18 protein-coding genes are annotated in these 22,629 nt (G+C 37.1%); 6 read left to right on the top strand and 12 right to left on the bottom strand.

The annotated features are described in order from the left end of the window. Nucleotides 1-11: 11 nt before the first annotated feature. From SFA27_RS18395 to SFA27_RS18385, 3 genes are all read right to left on the bottom strand, one after another. Nucleotides 12-1,454 carry an aminoacyl-histidine dipeptidase gene (locus SFA27_RS18395; protein WP_264519057.1) on the bottom strand — a complete coding sequence of 481 codons (1,443 nt, stop codon included), beginning with the start codon at nucleotides 1,452-1,454 and terminating at the stop codon, nucleotides 12-14. A gap of 81 nt (nucleotides 1,455-1,535) precedes the next feature. Next, nucleotides 1,536-2,027, bottom strand: a complete 492-nt coding sequence (locus SFA27_RS18390) for a hypothetical protein (protein WP_047373683.1) — start codon at nucleotides 2,025-2,027, stop codon at nucleotides 1,536-1,538. A gap of 24 nt (nucleotides 2,028-2,051) precedes the next feature. Next, nucleotides 2,052-2,657 carry a hypothetical protein gene (locus SFA27_RS18385; RefSeq protein ID WP_047373684.1) on the bottom strand — a complete coding sequence of 202 codons (606 nt, stop codon included), beginning with the start codon at nucleotides 2,655-2,657 and terminating at the stop codon, nucleotides 2,052-2,054. Between the two features lie 237 nt (nucleotides 2,658-2,894). On the opposite strand from SFA27_RS18385, the gene recR reads away from it, so the two are divergent. Beyond that, nucleotides 2,895-3,506, top strand: a complete 612-nt coding sequence (gene recR, locus SFA27_RS18380) for a recombination mediator RecR (RefSeq protein ID WP_047373685.1) — start codon at nucleotides 2,895-2,897, stop codon at nucleotides 3,504-3,506. Further along, complete coding sequence (locus tag SFA27_RS18375; RefSeq protein WP_407298180.1) at nucleotides 3,502-4,341, top strand: glycosyltransferase family 2 protein; 840 nt, start codon at nucleotides 3,502-3,504, stop codon at nucleotides 4,339-4,341. The genes recR and SFA27_RS18375 overlap by 5 nt, the downstream gene beginning before the upstream one ends. A 51-nt stretch (nucleotides 4,342-4,392) precedes the next feature. Here the strand turns inward: SFA27_RS18375 and secG are convergent, their stop codons facing one another. From secG to SFA27_RS18360, 3 genes are all read right to left on the bottom strand, one after another. Continuing rightward, nucleotides 4,393-4,746, bottom strand: coding sequence for a preprotein translocase subunit SecG (gene secG / locus SFA27_RS18370; protein ID WP_047373687.1), 354 nt, complete (start codon nucleotides 4,744-4,746; stop codon nucleotides 4,393-4,395). Between the two features lie 130 nt (nucleotides 4,747-4,876). Further along, nucleotides 4,877-6,922 carry a M16 family metallopeptidase gene (locus tag SFA27_RS18365; protein WP_407294131.1) on the bottom strand — a complete coding sequence of 682 codons (2,046 nt, stop codon included), beginning with the start codon at nucleotides 6,920-6,922 and terminating at the stop codon, nucleotides 4,877-4,879. A 53-nt stretch (nucleotides 6,923-6,975) separates the two neighbouring features. Then, nucleotides 6,976-8,289 carry a M16 family metallopeptidase gene (locus tag SFA27_RS18360; RefSeq protein ID WP_407294129.1) on the bottom strand — a complete coding sequence of 438 codons (1,314 nt, stop codon included), beginning with the start codon at nucleotides 8,287-8,289 and terminating at the stop codon, nucleotides 6,976-6,978. 516 nt (nucleotides 8,290-8,805) lie between these two features. Here SFA27_RS18360 and SFA27_RS18355 point away from each other — a divergent pair. Continuing rightward, a complete protein-coding gene (locus tag SFA27_RS18355) occupies nucleotides 8,806-11,136 on the top strand; it encodes an ATP-dependent helicase (RefSeq protein WP_047373690.1) in 2,331 nt (776 codons plus the stop codon). A gap of 400 nt (nucleotides 11,137-11,536) precedes the next feature. Further along, nucleotides 11,537-14,305: a TonB-dependent receptor plug domain-containing protein gene (locus tag SFA27_RS18350; RefSeq protein ID WP_407294127.1), complete on the top strand. Its 2,769-nt coding sequence runs from the start codon at nucleotides 11,537-11,539 to the stop codon at nucleotides 14,303-14,305. A 213-nt stretch (nucleotides 14,306-14,518) separates the two neighbouring features. Here the strand turns inward: SFA27_RS18350 and SFA27_RS18345 are convergent, their stop codons facing one another. The 5 genes from SFA27_RS18345 to SFA27_RS18325 all read right to left on the bottom strand — a co-directional run bounded on the left by SFA27_RS18345 (nucleotide 14,519) and on the right by SFA27_RS18325 (nucleotide 20,031). Continuing rightward, nucleotides 14,519-16,360: a carbon starvation protein A gene (locus tag SFA27_RS18345; protein WP_407294125.1), complete on the bottom strand. Its 1,842-nt coding sequence runs from the start codon at nucleotides 16,358-16,360 to the stop codon at nucleotides 14,519-14,521. Between the two features lie 194 nt (nucleotides 16,361-16,554). Continuing rightward, on the bottom strand, nucleotides 16,555-17,592 hold the full coding sequence (locus tag SFA27_RS18340) for an alpha/beta hydrolase fold domain-containing protein (protein WP_407294123.1): 1,038 nt from the start codon (nucleotides 17,590-17,592) through the stop codon (nucleotides 16,555-16,557). A 23-nt stretch (nucleotides 17,593-17,615) separates the two neighbouring features. Then, a complete protein-coding gene (locus tag SFA27_RS18335) occupies nucleotides 17,616-17,999 on the bottom strand; it encodes a DUF3037 domain-containing protein (RefSeq protein WP_077414077.1) in 384 nt (127 codons plus the stop codon). Further along, nucleotides 17,986-18,759 (bottom strand): HipA family kinase, encoded by a 774-nt coding sequence (locus tag SFA27_RS18330; protein ID WP_047373694.1) that lies wholly within the window; start codon nucleotides 18,757-18,759, stop codon nucleotides 17,986-17,988. The genes SFA27_RS18335 and SFA27_RS18330 overlap by 14 nt, the downstream gene beginning before the upstream one ends. A gap of 15 nt (nucleotides 18,760-18,774) precedes the next feature. Next, complete coding sequence (locus SFA27_RS18325; RefSeq protein WP_407294121.1) at nucleotides 18,775-20,031, bottom strand: PKD domain-containing protein; 1,257 nt, start codon at nucleotides 20,029-20,031, stop codon at nucleotides 18,775-18,777. Between the two features lie 61 nt (nucleotides 20,032-20,092). Here SFA27_RS18325 and SFA27_RS18320 point away from each other — a divergent pair, with 61 nt between their 5' ends. Both SFA27_RS18320 and SFA27_RS18315 read left to right on the top strand, forming a co-directional pair. After that, nucleotides 20,093-20,935, top strand: coding sequence for an alpha/beta hydrolase family protein (locus SFA27_RS18320; protein WP_407294119.1), 843 nt, complete (start codon nucleotides 20,093-20,095; stop codon nucleotides 20,933-20,935). A 49-nt stretch (nucleotides 20,936-20,984) separates the two neighbouring features. Beyond that, a complete protein-coding gene (locus SFA27_RS18315) occupies nucleotides 20,985-21,491 on the top strand; it encodes a hypothetical protein (RefSeq protein ID WP_407294117.1) in 507 nt (168 codons plus the stop codon). A 188-nt stretch (nucleotides 21,492-21,679) separates the two neighbouring features. Here the strand turns inward: SFA27_RS18315 and SFA27_RS18310 are convergent, their stop codons facing one another. After that, complete coding sequence (locus tag SFA27_RS18310) at nucleotides 21,680-22,504, bottom strand: flavin reductase family protein (RefSeq protein ID WP_407294115.1); 825 nt, start codon at nucleotides 22,502-22,504, stop codon at nucleotides 21,680-21,682. Nucleotides 22,505-22,629 lie beyond the last annotated feature (125 nt).

The following is a 22,629-nucleotide window of genomic DNA, read 5'->3' as shown; positions in this document are numbered from 1 at the left end:
TTTTAATTTATTTATTTCTGAGGAATATTCGCTAAAATATCTTTCAGGAAGCCCCAGAATTTCTGAGTCGAGGTAATGTTCGCTTTTTCATCAGGAGAGTGGGCTCCTCTGATGGTTGGTCCAAAACTTACCATTTCCATTTCAGGATAGTTGGCACCGATGATACCGCATTCAAGACCTGCGTGGCAAGCTACTACATGAGGTTTCTCGCTGAACTTCTCTGTATAAAGTTTCTCCATCAGCTGTACGATCTCTGAGCCTGGTTTTGGTTTCCATCCCGGATATGATCCGCTGAATTCAACATTCATTCCAGCTAATTCTGCTACAGATTTTAATTGTTCTGCCACTGAATATTTAGAAGAATCTACAGAAGATCTCGTAAGATTTAAGATTTTAAGTTCTCCGCCTTTAAGTTCTACTCTTGCTACATTGTTGGAAGCTTCTACAAGATCAGCCACATCCGGACTCATTCTATATACTCCATTGTGAAGGGCTTTTAAAGTAAGTATTACCTTTTTGGAATCTCCTTCTGAAATGGCTTTGTCAGAAGATGTGGAGTTCTCAATATTGATCTGAATTCCCGGCTCTACAGTTGCAAATTCCTCTAAGATATCTTTCTTAAGGATAGTTACATTTTCTATAAATTCCTGAGCATTTCTCACAGAAATAATGGCTGTACCTTCTCTTGGAATTGCATTTCTCAGACCTCCGCTGTCGATAGAAACCAATTCAATATTCTGGTTTTCCAATCCGCTGTAAAGAAGTCTTCCCAAAATGATATTTGCATTTCCGAAACCTTTATGAATATCCATTCCGGAGTGTCCTCCCTGAAGGCCTTTTACTTCAATTCTTACAATTTGTCCTTTTGAAGCTTCTGCAGCATAAGTTTGTGTGATCGTCACGTCTACACCTCCTGCACAGCCGATATCAATTTCGTCGTCCTCTTCAGTATCAAGGTTCAATAGAATTTGTCCTGTAAGCTGTCCTGGTTTTAATCCTAAAGCACCTGTCATTCCCGTCTCTTCATCAATAGTGAAAAGAGCTTCCAATGCAGGGTGTGGAATATCTGAGCTTTCAAGGATAGACATAATAGTTGCTACTCCCAAACCATTGTCTGCTCCCAGAGTAGTTCCTTTTGCCTTTACCCAATCACCGTCAATTTCCATTTTGATTCCCTCAGTTTCAAAATCAAAATTCACATCATTGTTTTTCTGGCAAACCATGTCAAGGTGCGATTGAAGCACGATAGACTTACGGTTTTCCATTCCTGCAGTGGCAGGTTTTTTAATAATAACGTTTCCTACTTCATCTACCGTAGTTTCCAGTCCTAAATTTTCACCAAATCCTTTGATAAAAGCTATTACTTTTTCCTCCTTTTTTGAAGGTCTTGGAACAGCATTTAATTTGGAGAAATTCTTCCATATAATCTGCGGTTCTATATTAGATAATTCCATTGAATTTTATTTTTCTCAAATTTACGAAATAAAAAATGCTTCCGTGAGATACAGAAGCATTTTTGTATGATTTCGCTTTTATTAGCATCCACATTCTCCATAGATCGGAGTAGTGAAGATGGTGCCATCAGGTTTTTCAATAGTCAGAGTACCTTCAAACAGTAAAGCTTCTTCGTTTTTTATTTTTTTACCTTTTACAGAAATTTTGTAATTATCATTTTCTATTTCCTTGGTTAGCAATTCATCTACCTCCATATCACTTGATGAGATAAGATTAAGAGCCAGTCTTTTGCCGTCCAGCATCATATAAGCTGTTTTTCCGGCATCATCTGCGTAGATGTATCTTTCATTTTCAAAATCAGCTTTACTTACAGCAAAATAGCAGGAACATTCTTTGATTTCTTTAGGAAACGGAATAGTTCCCACCAGAATATTCCCGGAAGAAGAACCTGTTGAAGCAGAATCTTTAGCAATATGTAAAGTGTCAGCAGAAGCAGAACCTGAAACCGTTTCTTTTTCCTTTTTGCAGGCTACCAATAAAAATGCGGAAAATAAAATGATTAAATATTTCATGTGTTTGTGGTTTTATTATTTTTCTTACCCTCTTGCTCTTTCAAGAAGTGTCATCATTAATAAGGATAAAATTACTAAACTTTCTTCCTCATCATCAATATCAATCAGCCTGTCCAGCTGGAATCTTCTTCCGAAGAATGAAGGCATTTTTTTTAGTTTAAAATAAGCTTTTCCGTCAATACCTGTCACAGTATATGATGGATTTAGGAAGTAACCTGTGAACATTCCGATGATAGGAAGCTCTCCTACAAAACTGTCCCAGAATCTTACCCATGCACTGTCTTCCTGAATCTTAAACTTAGGTTGATCATGAGCATCCAGAATATCATAGCTTGCTTTCCATATAGAACGCATTCCTTTTCTGGCTAATCTCCCGAAGTTTTTATTTTCAATAAGATCATTCAAAGAGTACGAAGCGTTGAAATCAATCCATTGATTAGCTCTGATTCTGAAAAGCTCCTTAGACTTGCTCTCATCATTGAAAACGATAACATCTTCTTTTAACTTGAACATTTTCTGACGAACATACGCCACATAATTTCCGTTTCTGTCAGTAATATTGAAGTCACTTGCTAAAGTAGTGATTTTGAATTTGAAATCCAGAGGATAATTGAGATTGTTAAGTACCATGTTAGTTAATTTTTTTCATATTTAATTTAAGCCGCAAATATAGAGGTTTTTTTAGAGTTCTCAGGTATGGGAGAATTTTAAAATATCGTTTTGAGACATTAATCTCGTGGTCAATTGTCAATTTTTGCTGTGCAAAGTCAATAGTCAATAATCACTTTATAAAAATTCACAAGCGAAGCGAATTGACAATTCACCATTCACTATCAATTATCAACTTTAATCCTTATTTTTGTACCTATGGATTACCCAAGTAAAGTATTGGCAAAGGCGGTAGATGAGATTTCGGGGTTACCCGGGATTGGAAGAAAAACGGCTTTGAGGTTAGCACTACATTTGTTGAAGCAGCCCAATTCCAGAGCTGTAAGTCTTGGAAATTCCCTGATTAACCTTGTCAACGAAATAAAGTACTGTAAAGAATGTCACAATTTTTCAGATTTTGACATCTGTGAAATATGCAGCAATGAAAAGAGAAATGGTGAACTGATCTGCATCGTTGAAGATGTGCGGGATGTGATTGCTATTGAGAATACCGGAAAATACACAGGAAAATATCTGATCCTTGGCGGGAAAATATCTCCAATGGAAGGAGTGGGCCCCGGGCAGTTAAATATTTCAAGCATTGAAAAGAAATTGAATGAAGGAAAGGTGAAGGAATTTATTTTTGCATTGAGTGCTACTATGGAAGGAGATACAACAGCATATTACATTTACAAGAAATTTAAAAGTTTCAATGTGAATTTTTCAAGCATTGCAAGGGGAATTTCAGTAGGAGATGAATTGGAATATGCTGATGAAATTTCTTTAGGAAGATCCATTATCAACAGGCTGCCATATAACGAAAAGGATTAATATGAAGCTGTCTGTTATTATTGTTAATTATAATGTTACCCAACTGCTCAGAAGCTGTCTCCTGTCACTTCAGAAATATATACAGGAGATCAACTATGAAGTGATTGTTATTGATAATGCTTCTACAGACAGTTCCTGGAAAGATCTTATTCCTGAATTTCCCGGCGTACACTTTATTACCTCTGAAACAAACGGTGGTTTTTCAAAAGCCAATAATCAGGCGGTCCAAACAGCAAAAGGAGAGTATATTTTACTTTTGAATCCTGATACTGAGTTTGAAGGGGTTTATATGAAGGAACTTCTGGATTTTGCAGACGCTCAGCCTTTATTCGGATGTCTGGGAGTGAGGATGCATGATGCAGAAGGGAATTTTCTTCCTGAAAGTAAGCGTTCTGTTCCGGATATGTTTAACTCTTTTGAAAAGCTGTTTACGAATTTCAAAAAGAATAACTCTAAGTCTTATTACAGAAACGATATTGAAGAAAATGCGGTTGCTGAAGTAGAAGTGATGACAGGAGCTTTTCTACTGGCTAAAAAAGATATTTACGAAAAAATAGGAGGGTTGGATGAAGCTTACTTTATGTATGGAGAAGATATTGATCTGTGCTATACATTCTTAAGAAACGGTTATAAAAACTTTTATTATGGTAAAGTTTCAATTCTTCATCACAAAGGAGAAAGCACCATTAAGAATGAAGTATACCTCAACAGGTTTTACGGAGCTATGCAGATCTTTATTGACAAATATTATAAAGAATCGAAGCCTGTACAATATTCATTTTTAAAAGCAGGCCTGATGCTGCGCCATAAGATTGAAAAGATTAAGTTAAAATAAAAAAGCAACTCAATTTGAGTTGCTTTTGTTTTATATAAGATGATATTCTTCTTATTTTGCCGGTGCTGCAGGAGCTTTTACCGGAGTTGTTGTAGAAGAAGCAGGAGCTGACTGTTTTGCAGGGGCTTCTTTCTTCACTGGCTGTTTCTGTGTAGGAGCTACCTGAGATGGTTTCCCTGTAAGAACAACGCTTAAAAGGATAAGAACAATGATAGTTCCGCCTAGAGTCCATGTTGCTTTTTCCATGAAATCATTGGTTCTCTGTACTCCGAACTGTGCAGATGATGCACCTCCGAATGTACTGGAAAGGCCTCCTCCTTTTGGGTTTTGTGCCATAACGATAATTACCAATAAAACGCTGGCAACCATAACAAGAACCATCAATAGTGTAAATATAGTATCCATTAATTCTTATATCTTTTTGAATGGGCAAATTTAATCTTTTTTTACTGAATGACAAAAAAAGATGTCGTCAAATGTTGATAAAAATAAAAACGGCAACAATTGTTGCCGTTTTTTCTATTATTGGATGTTGTTATTTAAAATCAGCATCAGTAGCCTTATTGATCTCATAAGACTTTACATTCATTGTCATATCCATTCCCATCTGGCTTACAGAGATGGTGTATGGCATTTTTACCCCTTCTACATCTTTGTAATTCGAGAATGTTGTTGGGATTGTCATTTCCTGACCTTTAGCTTTTACTTTTTTGGTTTCTCCGGTTTTTAATCCTGTTGCAACGCTGTAGTAATACGTAGTATCTCCACCTTTAATAGCATAAGAATCTTCACCACCAATTTTCTCAATTCCTCCTAATTTATAATCAGCAGATTTTGCAAAACCTAATTCTTCGAAAAGCTCCGGGTTCTTTTGTTTTTCAGCAATTTCTTCCGGTGTGATGTCTACTTTTTGTCCCATTTGCATAGAATAACCAGTCTTTCCGTCAAATACCTGCTTCTGAACAACCTGTCCCATTGCTGTTACAGTAGTAAGCTCCTTTCCGCCTTGTGCCTTAACGATTTTAAAATCGATGTTTTGTCCTTGCATAGACATTGAAGCATTCGTGGTATACGAAGTGATTTTAGCTAAATTAGCTTTCCCTCCGATAGCATTGATGTATTTATCTGCAATAGAGGCAACCGTTACACTGGCATCTACTTTTTGTACAGTTGGTTTTGCAACAGAGTTGGCATCCTTATCAAAATATTTTACAGGATAACCTAGTTTTTCCAATCCTTCAGAAATATCAGATGCTTTACCTGCAATGAAAATTCTGCTTTGGTTAGGTAAAATAGTAGCTTTTACAGCATTTGCAACATCTGCAGCAGTTACCTTATCGATAGATTTTAAGTAATTGGTGTAGAAATCAGCTGGAAGATCCTGAACTTTTTGATTTAAAGCAAACCTTGCAATAGTAGCCGGCTGTTCCAAAGACATGATGAAAGATCCTTTCAGCTTAGCTTTAGCATTGGCCAATTCTTCTGGTTTTACTGTAGAGATTGCGTTAAGTTCATTCATGAATTCTTTAACGGCTTTGTCTGTAACTTCATTTCTTACACTTGCACTTGCAGAGAATTGCGGAGAATACTTGCTGGCAACCATACTTGAATAAGCTCCATAAGTGAATCCGTTTTTCTCTCTAAGGTTCATGAAAAGTCTTGCTTCTCCACCACCACCAAGAATGTAGTTGGCGATTGTTGCAGGGAAGTAGTTAGCATCTTTCATTTTCAGGTTGTTCAGGTTGTTTAATGAAACAACAGACTGTACTGCAGAAGGAACATCTACTACGTTGATCTCCGTTTTAGCTACATTGGAAGCAGGTTCTAACGGAGCAATAGGAGTGTTCACTTTTTTCCAGCCACTGAAGGCTTTCTCAATCAAAGGCTTTACCTGATCAAATTTTACATCTCCTACAATTACTAAGTAAGCATTGTCCGGAGCATAGTATTTTTTGTAAGTATTCTGAACATCAGCAAGCTGAATTTTGTTGATAGACTCCACAGTTTCAAACTCTCCTCTTGACGTATTTTTTCCATACATCAAAGCATTAGAAACTCTTTCAGCAATAGAAGAAGCATTTTTTTCCTCAGACTTTAATCCTTCGACTGCTCTTTCTTTAGAGTTTTGAATTTCTTCGGCAGAGAATTTAGGATTAATGATTGCATCAGCCATCAAACCTAAAACTTCAGGGAAATATTTTGAAAGTGAATTGGCAGAAGCACCTCCTGAAGAGAAGTTCAGATTCGCTCCAAGATAATCCACTTTTTTGTTGAAATCATCTTTGCTGATATTGGTTGTTCCGTTTTCGAACTGTTCAGCCATAATTTCGCTTACTCCGGTTACAGCTCCTTCGTGGTATGGAGGTCTGTCCATAGAAAGACTTGCGTTTACTCTTGGTAATTTGTTGTTTTCAACTACCATTACTGTAAGACCATTGCTTAGCTGGAAAGTTTTTGGCTTGGCAATGTTAATCGCAGGAGTTGGTCCCGGTTTTGGCATTGCATTAAGATCTATTTTTTGTGCTGAAACCATTCCTGTAAAGAAAAATGCTGCAGCTATATATGTTAATTGCTTTTTCATTTGTAAAAATTTAATTTTTAATAATCATGTTGTCACCTAAAAAGTTGAAATGATTACTTTTTCTCAGGTACGTAATTAATGATTATTCTTTGGTTGGAATTAAGATACTTTTTAGCAGCATTTTGAAGATCCTGTTTGGTAATAGATCTGTAAATGTCGATTTCTTTGTTGATCAAATTCGTGTCCCCCATCAATACGTGGTTGGTTGCCAATGAAGCCGCAATTCCCTGAATGCTTGAATTAGCATTTACAAACTGGTTTTCGTATTGGTTTTGAAGCTTTTGATAATCTTCTTCAGAAATTAAAGTAGTCTGAACTTTTTTGATTTCAGCATCAATGTCAGTCTGTAAAGTCTGTTTCGTAGTTTGTCCCATTGGAATCGCGAAGAATGCGAAAATACTGTAATCTTCAAGTCCCTGGTTGAAAGCAGCTACCTGAAGTGCTTTTTTATCCTGATCTACTAATTTTTTATATAAAACTGAAGACTTACCATTGCTTAAATAAGAAGAAAGCATATCTAAAACATAAGCATCTTTCTCTTTATTAGCCGGAGTTCTGTACGCGAAAACATAAGCAGGAAGCTGAATGTTCGGATCTATTGCAGTCACTTCCTTTTCCTGAGTGATAGGAGTATCTTTCGGGAAATCTTTTGGATATAATGTTCCTTTTGGAATTCCTCCATAGTAGGTTTCGATCCATTTTTTAGTCTGCTCAGGTTTGATGTCTCCTGCAACAACCAAAGTAGCATTATTCGGAACGTAATACTTTTTGTAAAACGCCTGGAATTCTTCTAATTTAGCAGAGTTCAGATCTTCCATAGAACCAATTGTCGGCCAGTTGTATGGGTGATTGGTAAATAAATTTTTCTGAATTGTCGTGAAAAGGTTTCCATAAGGCTGGTTATCCATTCTTAATCTTTTCTCTTCTTTTACAACCTCTCTCTGTGTATCTACACCAATCTGGTTGATGACAGCATGACGCATTCTTTCAGCCTCCATCCAAAGTCCAAGCTGTTCATTGTTAGAAGGGAATGTTTCATAGTAATAAGTTCTGTCATTGGTAGTGTTGGCGTTGTTCTGTCCTCCGTTTGAAGAAACAATCTTAAACCAGTCTCCTCTCTTGATGTTAGGAGTTCCTTCAAATAAAAGGTGTTCAAAGAAGTGAGCAAAGCCTGTTCTGCCTTTTACTTCATCTTTTGCACCTACGTGGTACATTACACCTGTTGTTACAACCGGCGCCGAATTATCCTGATGAAGAATTACGTGAAGACCATTGGGAAGGTCGTACTCTTCGAATTTGATTTGCTGTGCATTCAGCATTAGCCCGAAGAAAGCTACGGCAGCAGCAGAAAGAAGTCGCTTTTTCATAAAATTTAGAAATTGTTTATCAATTAGTACGAAAAGTGAATTAAATGTTACAAAGTTTATAGAAATATATGATTGCAGGGGAATAATTTTAAGAGGTTTAAAAGTGAATGGTGAATAGTGAATTCGCTTCGCTTGTGAATTTGTTATGGGATTCGGGTTGCGTGGTTTGAGCTTACGAATAATTATTGTAGACAAATTTTCTAATCGGCGATTAATCATTCACCCTTGAGTATTCACTTGCGAATCAAAATTGACTATTGGAACTCCAAGATTGAATGGTCAATTCGCTGTGCTTGTGAATTTGTTATGGGATTCGGGTTGCGTGGTTTGAGCTTACGAATAATTATTGTAGATAAGTTTTTACTCGGCGATTAATCATTCACTATTGACCATTCACTTGCGAAGCAAAATTGACTATTAACCCAATCCTGGTATTTCAAATCTCGAACTTCTCTATGAAAGTTTGAATTCTCCTCTGAATACATTAATTTTGTGTTCCCAAAATTTTTTTGCTGTATGGACTATTTGAAAGGACTCAATGAATCACAATATGAAGCCGTTACCTCTTTACAAGGCCCTTTGATGGTACTTGCGGGAGCAGGTTCCGGGAAAACGCGTGTACTTACCATGCGTATTGCTCATTTAATACATAATGGAATAGACCCTTTCAATATCCTGGCACTTACCTTTACCAATAAGGCGGCTCGTGAAATGAAAGACCGTATTGCAAAAGTAGTAGGAGACAGCAATGCAAGAAGCCTTTGGATGGGAACTTTTCACTCTGTTTTTGCAAGAATTTTAAGAATTGAGTCTCATTATCTAGGATACCCTTCCAATTTTACCATTTATGATCAGCAGGATGCCCTGAATGTGATCAAAAAAGTATTAAAGGATATGAATATTGATGCGGATCTTTATAAACCTAAAAAAGTTCAGGCAAGAATTTCAACCTATAAGAATAATCTGATTACGGTAAAAGCTTATTTCAACAATCCGGAACTGATGGAAGCGGATGAAAAGGCAAATATGAAATTTATCGGGCAGATTTATCAGAAATATGTGGATCAGTGTTTCAGAAACGGATCTATGGATTTTGATGACCTGCTGTTGAAAACCAATGAGCTGCTGACACGTTTTCCAGAAGTGCTTGCAAAATATCAGGACAGGTTCAGATACATCATGGTAGATGAGTACCAGGATACCAACCATTCTCAGTATCTTATCGTAAAAGCATTAGCTTCAAAATTTGAGAATATCTGCGTGGTAGGGGATGATGCACAGTCTATCTATTCTTTCCGTGGAGCGAATATCTACAATATCTTAAACTTTAAAAAAGATTATACGGATGCCAAAACGGTATCATTGGAACAGAATTATCGTTCTACACAGAATATTGTAAATGCAGCTAATGTAGTTATTGCAAAAAACTTACAGCAGTTTAAGAAAAATGTATTCAGTGATAATGAAGAAGGGGACAAGATTAAAATATACCGCTCTCTTTCCGATGCTGATGAAGCCAATTTCGTAGCAGGAAATATCTGGGAACTCCGTAACCGTGACCAGAGAAAATACAGCGATTTTGCCATTTTATACAGAACAAACTCTCAGACACGTGCTTTTGAAGATGCGCTGAGACGCAAAAATATTCCGTACAAAGTATATGGGGGACTTTCTTTCTACCAAAGAAAAGAAGTAAAAGACCTTATTGGTTATCTGCGTCTTCTGATTAATGAAAATGATTCTGAAGCATTGATGAGAATTATCAATTATCCTGCAAGAGGAATAGGAGAAACAACACAGAATAAACTGATCGTTTTTGCAGATGCACACAATATTGCGGTTTCAAAAGTATTGGAAAATCTTCCGATGTATGCACCGCAATTAGGGCTGAACAACGGAGTTTTGAACAAACTGAACGATTTCTGGTCCATGATCAAGGCTTTTCAGGTATTGCTGAAAACAGAAACGGCTTACAGCGTAGCTATGGAAGTGGCAAAACGAAGCGGGTTAATCAAATTCTTAAAAGATGATCAGACTCCTGAAGGAATTTCCAGAGTAGAAAACGTACAGGAATTGATGAACTCTATGCAAGGGTTTATTGAAGAACAGATGCAGCTTGAAGACGGAGATCCGAGTCTTTCCAACTTCCTTGAAAATATTGCACTCTCTGCTGATACTCAGGATAAAAACCTGGAAGATGATATGGTTTCTTTGATGACGATTCACCTTTCAAAAGGATTGGAATTCCCGGTAGTACATCTGGTAGGCCTTGAAGAAAACCTTTTCCCAAGTTTTATGAGCTCTGCAACCAGAGAAGATCTTGAGGAAGAGAGAAGACTATTTTATGTGGCATTGACAAGGGCTGAAAAACAGGTCTTTTTCTCTTATGCTGTTTCCCGTTTCCAATGGGGGAAAATCACAGATGCAGAACCTTCAAGATTCTTAAGTGAAATTGATGATGAATATATTGAATTCCTTAATCCTGCTTTGGAAAAAAGGTTTATCAATAATTCAGGGGTGAAGTCCAATATTTTTGATGAACATCCTTCCGAAATGAAATCTTTCAAAAAGGTTGAGAAAAAAACAATTGACAGAGGAGATACTTCAAAACCGGCACCGGAAGTAAGAAAACTGAAACCTGTAAGTACAGCCAAAATTATTAACCCAAGCGGAGCTTCTTCCCAGGATATTGAAGTAGGAGATAAAGTGAGACATGACCGTTTCGGTATCGGAGAGGTTAGTTTTCTGGATGGAACAGATCCGCAGAATATCAAAGCAAAAGTGATTTTCATCCATGAAGGAGAGAAAAATCTGATTCTGAAATATGCTAAATTGACTAAGATTTAATTGCAAATATTTAAACATACAAGATAACGGATTCAATTTTGGATCCGTTTTTTTTAACACGAAGTTCGCAAAGTGAATATCATATTGTGTTTATTTTTCGATCGCGATGACGTTCCACTCAGCGAAGTAAATTTTCTTTGCTAAACGAAGTGGCATTGCGATCATCAGACTAATAAGCTCAAGTTTCTTTGCGATCATGGCGTTTTTATTTTAGATCTAACATTCTATAAAACGATGTTTTTTATGGAAATGTTCTTAAATTATCATAACTTTAAATGAGGGATAGAAAGAAACAATAAACGTTTTTTATAAAAACAAAGTCTATTGATTTTGTGGACTAATAAATATATTTTACATTTGCACCCTGTAAAAACATAAATGTTCAATCAAATTAAACTATATGAAAAATAAAAAAACTATTCTTTCGGTCTCTGCTTTATTTTTTCTTGGCGTATATACTTACGGACAGGAAAAAGACAGCATCAAAACAAATAAGGATACCATAAAAACCAATAATGTAGAAGAAGTGGTTGTATTAGGTTCAAGAGCCGGAGCCAGATCTAAAGTAGACAGTCCGGTCCCGGTAGATGTATTCAATGTAAAAGAATCTTCAATTATACTTCCACAGACCAATATCGGACAAATTCTGAATGCTGTAGCACCTTCATTTACTTCCACTATTCAAACCAATTCTGATGGTACAGACCACTTGGATCCTGCTCAGTTAAGAGGTTTAGGGCCAGATCAGGTACTGGTTTTGGTGAATGGGAAAAGAAGACATACATCAGCACTGGTAAACGTAAACGGAACACCGGGAAGAGGTACTGTAGGAACAGATTTGAATGCAATTCCTTCTTTCGCTTTGAACAGAATAGAAGTATTAAGAGACGGAGCGGCTGCCCAATACGGATCTGATGCCATTGCCGGAGTGATCAACCTTGATCTGAAAAGAGATACAGGAAAACTGGCAGGACAGATCAGCTACGGAGGAAATCTTACGCCAACAGCTAATGATCATACCGGGGATTTTGACGGACAGAATATTCAGCTGGATTTGAACTATGGGAATAAAATCGGAACCAAAGGTGGTTTCTTTAATATTACCTGGTCTTCACAATTCAGAAACCCAACTTACAGAGCGGGAACAGAAAGTGGTCCGGTTTACAATGCTTACAATGCTATTGAACAACGAGCATTGAATGACGGTGTGAACCTTTCTTCTCTTTTTACGAATATAAACAATACTCCCAACTCACAGCAGCTTGTAAATTACATTCATCAATATGCTCAGAATGTAAGCTATTTTTCTCAGGGTTTACAAAACGATATTCAGGGAGCTAATACCATTTCCGCATTACAGAATGTTTTGAAATCTGCAAATTTCACCAGAGATCAGCTTAATTATATCACAGATCAGGAGCTGGCTTACAGAGGACAAACGAGAAAAGATTTCAATATGCAGGTAGGGCAATCTAAGCTTAACAATCACCAGCTTTTTGTGAATGCCGAGATCCCTGTAAGTGACAACTGGAAAGTGTATACTTTTGGTGGATATAGTTTAAGACACGGAACCTCCGGAGGATTTTACAGAAGACCAAGTGAAAGCAGAACTTTTACAGGATTATATTCTAACGGTTATCTTCCTCAGATTGGAACAGATATTCAGGATATTTCGCTGGCTGCCGGAATCAAAGGAAAATGGGACGGGTGGAATATTGATTTCAGTAATACATATGGACAAAATTCATTTACCTATAACATTCAGAATACAGGAAATACCTCTTTGCGTTTTGATTCACCAAGAGAATTTAATGCAGGTGGACTAAGATTTTCTCAAAATACCATCAATTTAGATTTCTCTAAAAAATATGATGTATGGGAAGGAATCAACGTAGCATTCGGAGCTGAGCACCGTTATGAGAATTTTAAAATCACTCAGGGTGAAGAAGCTTCTTATGCAACCTACGATGCTTCCGGAAATGTATGGAACGGAAACTCTGTGAGGCCTACGGATTTCTTCGGAGTAGCACTTCCTGGAGGATCACAGGTATTCAATGGATTTAAGCCTGAAAATGCTGTAGATAAAAACAGACAGTCGGTAGCAGCCTATGCAGATGTTGAATTCAACTTTACCAACTGGTTATTGGTAGATGCAGCAGCGAGATATGAAAACTATTCAGATTTCGGGTCTACATTCAATTATAAATTGGCTTCAAGAATTAAGGTTGCTCCTAATTTCAATGTGAGATTTGCAGGATCTACAGGATTCAGAGCACCATCAATCCACCAGATTTATTATAATGTAACGTCTACATTATTCACAAATAATCAGCTTTTGGAAGTGGGAACTTTCAGTAATGATTCTCAGCTGGCAGGATTGTTGGATATGCCAAAACTGAAGCAGGAAACTTCTAAATCTGCAAGTGTAGGATTTACTTACAGAATTCCTTCGGTGGGACTTAGCTTTACTGCAGACGGATATTTCACAAGAATTGATAACCGTATTATCCTTACCGACCAATTCTTAAGAGCAAGCGTTCCTCAGAAAGCACAGGAAGCTTATGATCAGTTGGGAATCAATGCAGCTCAGTTCTTTACCAATGCCATTGATACGGAAACAAAAGGTTTGGATGTGGTAATTTCACACAATGCAAGATTTTCAGGATTTAAATTAGATAATAACTTTGCTATTAACCTTAATAAAACAAAACAGGTTGGTGATATCCATTCTGCAGGACTTCTTCAGTCGCCACAATTGGAGAAAGTATACTTCTCGGAAAAATCAAGAGTATATCTGGAAGAAGCTGTTCCAAGAGTGAAAGCCAGTCTTTCTCATACGCTTTCATGGAAGAGTGCTACTTTCTATCTGAGAAATACCTATTTCGGAAAAGTAACAGGAGCTGATATTATTGATGTGAATGGGGACGGGATCATAGATTTTAATGAACACCAGCAGATAGGAGATAAGATCATTACCGATATTTCCGCTGCTTATCAGTTTACCAAATATGTAGGACTGACTTTAGGAGTGAACAATTTATTTGATATTTATCCAACAAAGAACCTTACTGCTTCTACGAATAACGATCAGTTTATTTATTCACGTTCCACTTCACAGTTTGGACAAAATGGGAGATATGTTTTTGCAAGACTTAATTTCAATTTTTAAATAAAACAAAAGATAATGCTTATAAAAAAACAGTTCAGAATTTCTGAACTGTTTTTTTTTGAACTTTTATTTTTGAACCATTAAGCATTTAATAAGAGTTTAAGAGTATTAAGATAAGCTTCGCTTTAAGCTTAAAAATCAGAATGATTCACCTTAACTATACTTTATTTCTTAAATCCTTCTTAATGGTTTTTAATTGATAGAATGTGAATCTTATCTTTCCACAAGTTCTTTTACCGGTTCTCCATAATGATCAATCTCTGTTTTGTTGATCTGAAGAAGCTGATACCATTTCCTGAAAGCTCCTGCAAATACGATAAGCATCAGAATCATTGCCGTTGCCGCCAATGCAGCCAGTAAGTACTGTCCTTTCGGAATATAGATAGCAGTTACCTGGATATACCCTGCCCAGAAGGTAATTCCAGCCATGAAAACTCCCGGAACAGCTGAGCATAAAGCATATTTTCCCCTGTTCATCCTTATCAGCATTGTTGTACAGACGATAAGTCCGCAGGCAGCCAGCAGCTGATTACTGATTCCGAATAACGGCCAGATGCTGTTTACGTTTCCGGTATACACCAGATATCCCCAGGCAAAAGTGAAAAGAAGACTGCTGATGATAATTCCCGGAATCCAGTTTTTATCATTGAATTTTGGAACTACAGAACCCAGCATTTCCTGCAAAAAGAAACGTCCCACTCTTGTTCCCGCATCAATAGCAGTAAGAATAAATACAGCTTCAAACATAATGGCGAAATTATACCAATAAGCCGTCAGCTGATCCATATATGGTATTTTATTAAAGATATGAGCCATTCCCACTGCCAGAGATACCGCACCTCCGGTTCTGCCATACAGATCAATCCCTATTTTCTGTGAATAATAATCGATATCTACACCGTGTAAAGATGGATGTGCCGCAAGAAAAGAATCATAAGCCTCTTTGGGAGTGTTGATCGCAAAATAATCACCCGGCATCAATGTACAGGCAGCAATAAGTGCCATCAATGCTACGAAACCTTCCACCAGCATGGCTCCATAACCTACGAAAAGTATTTCTCTTTCTTTATTAAGCATTTTCGGAGTTGTTCCCGTGGCAATTACAGCATGGAAACCGGAAATTGCACCACACGCAATTACAATGAAGATAAAAGGAAGAACCGGACCGCCAATAATAGGTCCTCCACCATTGACAAAAGCTGTGATGGCAGGCATCTGTATGGTAGGGTGAATAACAATTACCCCAATAGCCAGCATGATAATAGTTCCTATCTTTAAATAAGTAGAAAGGTAGTCCCTTGGAACTAAAAGCAGCCATACCGGTAATACGGAAGCAATAAAGCCATATAGAGGAATGGCAATAGAAATTGTTTTGATATCCCAGGAAAATAAATTATTCATGGTAGGATTCTGCATCAGACTGTGACCTCCGATGATGCCGGCAATCAAAAGGATTCCTCCCAAAATACTTGCAAACAAGACACTGTTCTTTTTATAGCGCATAATCAGTCCCATGATAATGGCAATAGGCATAGTAATGATTACTGTAAAAAGAGACCATGAGGCTTCATGCATCGCATTGATACAAGCCAGTGATAAACCAGCCAGCGTAAGAATCAGAATGAAAAGAATAGCAAAACCTGCCACAGTTCCAGTAGCTTTTCCGATTTCTTTTGAAGCAATTGTCGCGAGGCTTTGTCCTTTGTGCCTTACAGAAGCAAAGAGTACAACCATATCATGCACTCCGCCTCCCAATACACAGCCAATCAGAATCCATAATGCACCCGGAAGATATCCGAACTGCGCAGCAAGAACTGGTCCTACCAAAGGTCCAGCCGCTGCAATAGCTGCAAAATGATGTCCAAAAAGTACGTTTTTATTAGTAGCAACATAATCTTTACCATCTGCAAATTCTACAGCAGGGGTAATATTTTGATCGTTAAGCCTAAGAACTTTATTGGCAATAAAAATACCATAAAAACGGTAAGCTATTGCAAAAATAAGAACAGATGCAAATATGAGCGTAAGCGCATTGATATTATTCAAAGAATCCATATTGCGTATTTTTTTTAATGAATGATTAATTTATTGGCTGTTTTGTTAAAAATAATTTAAACAATAGCCAAGGTAATTAATTTTCGATTAAAAAATATGGATATGTATATCAATTTAGCAAATTTGTTGTTGATTTTATATTTATTATGCTGATTTGTAGTGTTTTGATTTGTATTTAAAAACGTAGATGTATATTATTTCTTTTGCGAAAGAACGAAATCTACCATCTCATCTGTCAGTTTATCCAGATAAGCCTTATCAGTCGTCCCAAATCCATGGACTCCGCCCTCTACAATGATTAAAGAGTTCTGAATTTTGGCTCTGTTTAATTTTCTGTGAAGCTTTTTAGACTGACTTAAAGGGACAATTTTATCATTATTCCCCTGAACAATTAAAGTAGGGACTCCTTCCGAAACAAAATTAACAGGAGATATGGTTTTTAGATAATCAATGGCTTTGTCCTGATCTTTCCTGATATCATATCCAGAAATTCCTTTCACAAGATTTTCCTGTAAACCGACAATTTTTTTTGACATTAATCCGATCAGTGCTACCGGAATCGTGCCTAATTTTGTGTGGAAAAGTTTGTTGAGGTCTGCAGGGCCATAATGATCAATTACATAATTTACTTTAGCAGAATAAGACGAAAGTTCCGGATTACCCAGATAAGTATTGTCTGGAGTATAGGCGGCCATCAAGGAAAGGTGAGCTCCAGCTGAAGCTCCAAATAGCCCAATATTGTTGGTGTCAAAATGATATTGCTCTGCATTTTTTCTTACCCATCTTACTGCATCTTTGGTATCTTCCAAAGGTGATGGAAAATGAGTACTGTCATTCAAAAGTGTATAATTAATACTGATTACGGCATATTGTTTTGCCATCAGCTTTGCAATGGTAGTTTCCAGATAATTATCTGCGTGAATCACTTTATCACCTTCTATCCATCCACCTCCGTGAACATAGATCAGTACAGGAAGAAGCCTGTCTTCAGCAGCATTTTTAGGAGTGAAAACATCCAGTTTGACAGCATCTCCTTTTCTATTGGTTTTATATATAATATCTTCAGACAGATTGGCTATTTCCGGAAGTAATGTACTTTTTATAGGTGCAGTCTTCACCTGTACTTGTGAAAAGTTCTGTGAAAAACTTAAAGTAAAAATACTTAAAAATAAAACAAAAAACAGGTTTGTGAAAAACCTGTAGATTGATATGTTGTATATAGATGATTTCATAATAAATTTTTTTAGAGGGTGTGTTATTTTACTAACTCCTCAAAAAGTTTACCAAAAGTACTATTTAAATCTTTGGATTTTCCAGGATGAGGTCTGGAAGTCTGCACTACAGCACTTCTTACAGCTGTCAGCCAGCGGAAACGTTCAGGAATATCAAGCAGGGCAATAGGACCGCCGTCTTTATCACCGTTGGCAATTTTCTGAAAACTTTCAAGATTCTGGATGATATCTTCATAGTCCAGCTTACTGTGCATGAGTTTAAATTTATCAGGACACAAATAAAATTCTACCCTGATGAATTTTTCCCTTTTGGAAAACATTACCAGCCCGATATTGAAAAATTCTTCTCTTTCAACTTTAGGTACTAAGCGTATTACCGCATATTCATATATTTTATCCTCTTGCATTTTTAGCTTCGTTTATAAAGATTTGAGAATTTTCTAATCTGGTTTTCAGAAACTGAAAATAGATCTCACGGATTTCGTCAGGCGTTTCATCAGCATCATTCCAGTGCAGCCAGTCTTCAGGAATCGTATTAACAATTTCTCTGAAAAGTGTATCATTCAGTACCTCGTGGGCAAATTGATCTGCTTGGTCAAGCATTTTTGCTTTAGGGAGAAGTACGTGGTCTTTCACATATTTGAAAGGTGTTTTTGCTGCTGTATCAAAATTTTGCCAGGAGTGGTGGAAGTAGAACGAAGCACCATTATCAATGATCCAAAGCTCTTTATTCCACATCAGCATATTGGTATTCCTGAAAGTACGGTCAATGTTGGTAATGAAGGCATCCAGCCATACTATTTTTGAAGCCAGAAGGGGATCTACACTTACTCCCGGATCATAAGTGATAGAACCGGAAAGGTAATGCAGACCAAGATTCAGACCTTCAGAAAATTTCAGAAGATCCTGTATTTCTTCATCGGCTTCCGTTCTTCCGAAATCAGCATCAACATTGATAAAAACAAGTTCAGGAATTTTTAATCCCAATGCTTCGGTAATTTTTCCACCCAAAAGTTCAGAGATAAGCATTTTTACGCCATGGCCTGCACCACGGAATTTTAATACATATTTGAAATCATCATCAGCTTCTGCCAGAGCGGGAAGTGATCCTCCCTCTCTCAGTGGCAGAATGTAACGCATCACGGTTACAGTTCTTAAATTCTGCATGAAGCAAAAATAAGGTTATTTTTTTATAATCTTTTTAGTGAATTCCTTTTCACCTGCTTTATATTGTAAAAAATAAACTCCGCTGGCCAAATGCTGAAGCGGTAGAATATATCCTGAATCTGTTTTACTCAAATGATAATGAACCATTCTTCCGGAAGCATCTGTAAGTGAAAGTACTTCAATTTTCTTTTTAGAAGTTATGTTAACTAGATGTTGGGCAGGATTAGGATAAATCTGAACTTGAGTTTCAATAGCAGCTTCTGCTGTATTTAATGTGTTTACGACAACCAGTTTGGTTTTGATGGTAGTGGCTCCGCAGGCATCAGTTGTCAGCTTTACATTATAATTTCCTCCTGCAGGGTAGGTATGTACCGGATTTTCCTGAGTGGAAGTCGTACCATCACCAAAATCCCATGAATAATTAGCCGCATTTTGTGTTGTATTCGTAAACTGCACGGTATTGGCTCCGGTAAGCTGATAGGTAAATCTGCTGTGAACATCATTACTCGTTACAAACCATTTGGCAGGCTGATTATAAACTTCTGTTTTAACGATATCCTTGATTAACTGGGCCTGTGCCGGATTAAGATTCCCGTTAAAAGGGATCTGTGTAGGATCTTTCTTGAATAAAATAGTATAAAATGTATACGCAGCAGCCATAGATCCAATGTAACTCGGATGTGATTCATCCTGATCATACAGCTCAATAGCCGGGTTTTGTTCCCTGATTGTTCTCCATACCTTACCTACTGGGGAAACAATACCTTCATTGGCAGCTGCCATTTCCATATAGCGGTTATAAATTTGAGTATCCATTCCCTGATAGGTACACACAGAGGGGAGTCCCGGACAATTCGTAGCATCTCCGTTTTTGCGGCCCCAGGTCATATAGAAGATTACATTTCCACAGGGATTGGATGTTTTAATCAGATTTGAGAGCTGGAGTGCATAAGGATATACCTGGTTTTGAACCTGAGAATCCGGAAATGAAGGAAGCTGGCTCTGCTCCTGTAATACAACATAATCCCAGTTTCCCTGATTGATAGTTGAAATCACATCCGGATTGTTGGCATGATCCTGAAGTGTAGACCCTCCCGGTGTATGGCTGTGATGCTCGAGTACATCGCCGTTAGAAGCAGCAATACTTTGGATGAGGTTAGGCAAATCATTAACGTACGTATAACTGTTCCCGATAAAGAACACCCTTTTGGTCGTCTGACTCAGGATAAAAGAAAAAGTAATTAAAAATAAAAAAAGTAGAGTTTTTTTCATAAATTTCAATTTAAAATGATCCTATAAATATAAATAATATTAAATAAATCCCATTTGTTTTATGAATTTGATTAATGAAAAGAATATATACTTAGAAAATAAAGAAACAAAAGGTTTTCTTGCAGATATTTTTTATCCGGATACTGAAAAAAAGCTTCCACTGGTAATATTTGTTCATGGATATAAAGGCTATAAAGATTGGGGAGCCTGGAATCTGATGGCTGAAAAGTTTGCTGAAGCAGGTTTTTTCTTTGTCAAGTTTAATTTTTCCCATAACGGAACAACGACGGAAGATCCACATAACTTTGGAGATCTGGAAGCCTTCGGGAACAATAATTATTCTAAAGAGCTTTCTGATCTTGGAGTGGTCATTGATCACTTTAGTAAAGATCCGCATGTGGATGATGAAAAAATTGTTCTAGTCGGACATAGCAGAGGAGGAGGAATTTCTATTATTAAAACATCCGAAGATGAAAGAATCAACGGGTTGATTACCTTGGCGAGTGTAGATACTTTAGATCGTTTTCCAAAAGGAGAAGCTTTTGAGAACTGGAAAAGTAATGGAGTGTATTATGCACTGAACGGACGTACCCAACAGGAAATGCCCCACTATTATCAGTTTTATGAAGATTATGAGCAGAATGTTCACCGTTTTGATGTAGAACGGGCAACGGAAATGGCAAAAACTCATATGCTGATTATTCATGGAACAGATGATGAAGCTGTAGAGGTAAAGCAGGCCGAACATCTCCATATTCTTCACCCAAATTCTGAACTGTTTCTGATTGAAAATGGCAATCATACTTTTGGAGCAAAAGAACCATGGGCAGAAAAGGATTTACCAAAAGACCTGAATACTGTAACCGAAAAATGTATTGATTTTATCAAAGAAAAATTGAAATAAAACCTTTAAAACTGCGTTATTATAAATTAACCACCATATCAGTATAATTATGAAAAGAATTATTGCAGGCGTATTCGCGCTCTCATTATGTGTTGTTTCGTGTAAAAAAGAAGCAAAAACAGAATCTTCAGCAAGCACAGATACTTTGGCTACAGTAATGCCTAAAGACTCTGTAATTACAAAAAATGATTCTGTAGCATCACCACCTCCTTCTGCACCGGCTCCGGATAATATTATCACTAAAAATGTGGGTAAATATCCACATGATATCAAATTGTTTGAAGATAAAAGTATCACAGAAAGATTAAAGAAGCTTGCAGGAACCCAATATGATGAAATGGTAAAGAATTTCAATGTAGAAAGTCCTGTCACAACAGAAAACGGAATTTACAAACTGTCAGGATGCAAGCAGCATGACTGCCCAGGATATGCAACACATATTTATTACGATGCCAAGAATGATAATCTGAATGTTTCTATTGATAAAAACGGAAAGGTAACAGACTTTGCTGAAAAAGAGAAAATAGCGGTTTCTGAAACATTGAAAGCGAAGTAAAGATATAAGAAGGGAAGCGGGAAGATCGAAGCGGGAAGTTATGAACGGCATTCGATATCTATTGAAATCAAAATAAATAGTTTGTTAAACTAGCCAAAGGTTACTTTAAGGCTCTATAAACTTCGAGCCTCCTGCCTCTAGCTTCCAGCTTACAATAAAAAAGCGGCCTGAAATTTCAGGCCGCTTTTTTATTGTATAGTGAGTAAAACCCATGCTTCTTCAACTTTACTTTCAAGAAGCAGTTTCTGGGCATCCATGTGAATATTGTCATCCGCATGGAAGTCACCTGTAGGTAATACTTCTGTATTGGCAAGCATTCCAAGGTCATTCCCTGTAAATACTTTACTGTACTTAATAGCATCAGGCAATAGATCAAAGCCGATTCCTTTTGTTACCAGGGGTTTTGGAACTTCAAAAAGGCTGTTTTCATTGCTTCTGGAATACCAGTTACTGCCTAATCGGGCTACCATATCCAGTTTTTTCTGATCCAGATTTCCGGCTTCATTCAGATATTCTTCTCTGATATGAATTTTTTGTACTTCACAGATCACAAGATTTCCGGCACCACCCTGATCTCCCAATGATTTTACCTCTAAAACTTTGCATTCAAAGTTGACAGGACATTCTTCAATCAGTTTTGGCTGTACAAGATCCGCCTCTTTCATGGTAAGTCCGGATTTGATAAACTCGTTGACTCCGGTTTCATATTCTGTAGAAGCTAAAGAGATCTGCTGTACAATTGGAAAATTCACAGTTCCAATAACTACTTCCGGAACTTCAAGAACATTTTCCAGCGTATGTTTGGTTGTATTATCACGGACTCTTCTCGATGGTGAAAAAATCAAAATCGGAGGAACCGTACTGAACATATTAAAAAAACTAAACGGAGATAAATTAATTGTACCATCTTTATCTACTGTAGACGCTAAAGCAATCGGACGCGGTGAAACAGCCGTCTGCATGATCGTCTGAAGTTGTACGGAGGTTATCTCGGAAGGGATTACTGTTTTCATGTTTTTGCTTTTAACACTTAATTTAACTTAAGTATTCAAATGATATTAAAAAGATGCTTCGACTCCGCTCAGCATGACATTACTAATACTATATGTTTTGTTTGCTGTATAGCATAGCGATGTTA

It is taken from the genome of Chryseobacterium sp. HR92, from assembly GCF_045689405.1.
GTDB classification, from domain to species: Bacteria; Bacteroidota; Bacteroidia; order Flavobacteriales; family Weeksellaceae; genus Chryseobacterium; species Chryseobacterium viscerum_A.
This window is presented reverse-complemented; position numbering and strand designations above follow the sequence as displayed.

Excerpts from the sequence above, each read along its gene's own strand:
- SFA27_RS18330 (WP_047373694.1), bottom strand. The coding sequence starts at position 18,759 with ATGCAGAATTTAAGAACTGTAACCGTGATGCGTTACATTCTGCCACTG.
- SFA27_RS18395 (WP_264519057.1), bottom strand. The coding sequence starts at position 1,454 with ATGGAATTATCTAATATAGAACCGCAGATTATATGGAAGAATTTCTCC.
- SFA27_RS18390 (WP_047373683.1), bottom strand. The coding sequence starts at position 2,027 with ATGAAATATTTAATCATTTTATTTTCCGCATTTTTATTGGTAGCCTGC.
- SFA27_RS18315 (WP_407294117.1), top strand. The coding sequence starts at position 20,985 with ATGAAAAGAATTATTGCAGGCGTATTCGCGCTCTCATTATGTGTTGTT.
- SFA27_RS18310 (WP_407294115.1), bottom strand. The coding sequence starts at position 22,504 with ATGAAAACAGTAATCCCTTCCGAGATAACCTCCGTACAACTTCAGACG.
- SFA27_RS18385 (WP_047373684.1), bottom strand. The coding sequence starts at position 2,657 with ATGGTACTTAACAATCTCAATTATCCTCTGGATTTCAAATTCAAAATC.
- SFA27_RS18335 (WP_077414077.1), bottom strand. The coding sequence starts at position 17,999 with ATGCAAGAGGATAAAATATATGAATATGCGGTAATACGCTTAGTACCT.
- SFA27_RS18365 (WP_407294131.1), bottom strand. The coding sequence starts at position 6,922 with ATGAAAAAGCAATTAACATATATAGCTGCAGCATTTTTCTTTACAGGA.
- recR (WP_047373685.1), top strand. The coding sequence starts at position 2,895 with ATGGATTACCCAAGTAAAGTATTGGCAAAGGCGGTAGATGAGATTTCG.
- SFA27_RS18325 (WP_407294121.1), bottom strand. The coding sequence starts at position 20,031 with ATGAAAAAAACTCTACTTTTTTTATTTTTAATTACTTTTTCTTTTATC.
- SFA27_RS18320 (WP_407294119.1), top strand. The coding sequence starts at position 20,093 with ATGAATTTGATTAATGAAAAGAATATATACTTAGAAAATAAAGAAACA.
- SFA27_RS18350 (WP_407294127.1), top strand. The coding sequence starts at position 11,537 with ATGAAAAATAAAAAAACTATTCTTTCGGTCTCTGCTTTATTTTTTCTT.
- SFA27_RS18355 (WP_047373690.1), top strand. The coding sequence starts at position 8,806 with ATGGACTATTTGAAAGGACTCAATGAATCACAATATGAAGCCGTTACC.
- SFA27_RS18345 (WP_407294125.1), bottom strand. The coding sequence starts at position 16,360 with ATGGATTCTTTGAATAATATCAATGCGCTTACGCTCATATTTGCATCT.
- secG (WP_047373687.1), bottom strand. The coding sequence starts at position 4,746 with ATGGATACTATATTTACACTATTGATGGTTCTTGTTATGGTTGCCAGC.
- SFA27_RS18360 (WP_407294129.1), bottom strand. The coding sequence starts at position 8,289 with ATGAAAAAGCGACTTCTTTCTGCTGCTGCCGTAGCTTTCTTCGGGCTA.
- SFA27_RS18340 (WP_407294123.1), bottom strand. The coding sequence starts at position 17,592 with ATGAAATCATCTATATACAACATATCAATCTACAGGTTTTTCACAAAC.